The organism is Actinocorallia lasiicapitis, from assembly GCF_054778695.1.
In genome coordinates, this window is the sequence record NZ_BAAGZI010000679.1 from 1 (window position 1) to 1625 (window position 1625).

Genomic DNA, 1625 nt, shown 5'->3' on the forward strand with positions numbered 1-1625 from the left:
CCGCGGCCGTCCCGCCGACGACCGTCAGGCCCGCCGCGACGGCCAGCGCCGCGCCTGATCTCCGGGGCGTGAACTCCCCTGCCGGGACGCGCCGGGCCGTCCTGTGCCGCGCGGCGTCGTCCTGGAGGTCGGCCGCGAGCGTGTGATCACCCATGCAGGGATCGTAACGCTAGGTGACCCTGTTGCTACCGGAACACCACGGTCTTGTCGCCGTTGAGCAGAACGCGGTGTTCGGCGTGCCAGCGGACGGCCTTGGCGAGCGCGAGGCACTCCATGTCGCGGCCGACCCGGCGCAGGTCCTCGGGGCCCTGGGCGTGGTCCACCCGGGCCACCTCCTGCTCGATGATCGGCCCCTCGTCGAGGTCGGGCGTGACGTAGTGGGCGGTCGCGCCGATCAGCTTGACGCCCCGCGCGTGCGCCTGGTGGTAGGGGCGCGCCCCCTTGAACGACGGCAGGAACGAGTGGTGGATGTTGATCACTTTGCCCTGGAGTTTGGCGCACAGGTCGTCGGTGAGGATCTGCATGTACCGGGCGAGCACCACCAGATCGGCCTGGTAGTGCTGGACCAGCGTGAGGATCTCGGCCTCCTGCGCCGGCTTGCCCATCGACTGGGGCAGGTGGTGGTAGTCGACCCCGTAGCTCTGGGTCAGCGGCCGCATGTCGGGGTGGTTGGACACGACGGCCACGACGTCGATGTCGAGCAGCCCCGACCGCACCCGGAACAGCAGGTCGTTGAGGCAGTGGCCTTCCCTGGAGACCAGCATCATGACCTTCATCCGGGACGCGGCGTCGGTCAGCGACCAGTCCCAGGCGAACTCGGCGGCGAGCGCGGCCAGCTCGGGCCGGATCTCGCCGGTGCCGTCGAACTGGATCCGCAGGAAGAACCGGCCGGTGGTGGGGTCGCCGTACTGCTGGCTCTCCAGGATGTTGCACTCGTTCGCGGCCAGCAGGCCGGACACGGCGGCCACGATGCCCGGACGGTCGGGGCAGGACAGCGTCAGTACGTAGCTCAACGTCACACCTTGATCTTGGATCTGGTCGGGTCCGTCGACTTGGTCGAGTCGTACGACTTTACGCGGGAGCCCCGGCGTGCTCGTCCTCACAGCCCGTTCCCCGGCCCCGGGCTGGGTATTCAAGTACTATTCGACTTCTGTTCACCTGCTGTTCATCTTTTCCCGGACGTGAGGAGGCTCCACCGTGCTCACCGTGGCGATCGTGTTCGCCCTGGTGACGGGAGCCAACGACGGCGGCGCGCTGCTCACCAACGGGCTGAAGCTGAGCTCGCCGAGGGTCTGGGTGCTGCTCACGACCCTGACGCTCTGCGTGGTGGCGGTGCCCGCCCTCCTGACCAGGGCCGTCGCCACGACCTTCACCGACCGGCTCGTCGCGTTCTCCTCCCCCGGCCCCGTCGTGGTCGGGGTCTGCTCGGCGCTGGCCGTCGTGGTGGTGCTGACCAGGATCGGACGGCCCACGTCGCTGACCCTGGCGACCGTCGGCGGGCTGACCGGGGCCGGGCTCGGCGCCGGGCTGCCGGTTTCGCTCGGCTGGGTGGGGTACGTGCTGGCCGTCGGCTTGGCCGCGCCGCTGGTCGGCGGGGTGCTGGCCGCTCCGGCCGTCCGGCTGCT

The 1625-nt window shown here is 70.2% G+C and carries 1 protein-coding gene and 1 pseudogene; one reads left to right on the forward strand and one right to left on the reverse strand.

The features are described from left to right. Nucleotides 1–185: 185 nt before the first annotated feature. Nucleotides 186–1019, reverse strand: coding sequence for a formyltetrahydrofolate deformylase (gene purU / locus ACYVE7_RS33680; protein ID WP_460370578.1), 834 nt, complete (start codon nucleotides 1017–1019; stop codon nucleotides 186–188). 178 nt (nucleotides 1020–1197) lie between these two features. Here purU and ACYVE7_RS33685 point away from each other — a divergent pair. Beyond that, nucleotides 1198–1625, forward strand: a pseudogene (locus tag ACYVE7_RS33685) (inorganic phosphate transporter); the annotation flags it as partial.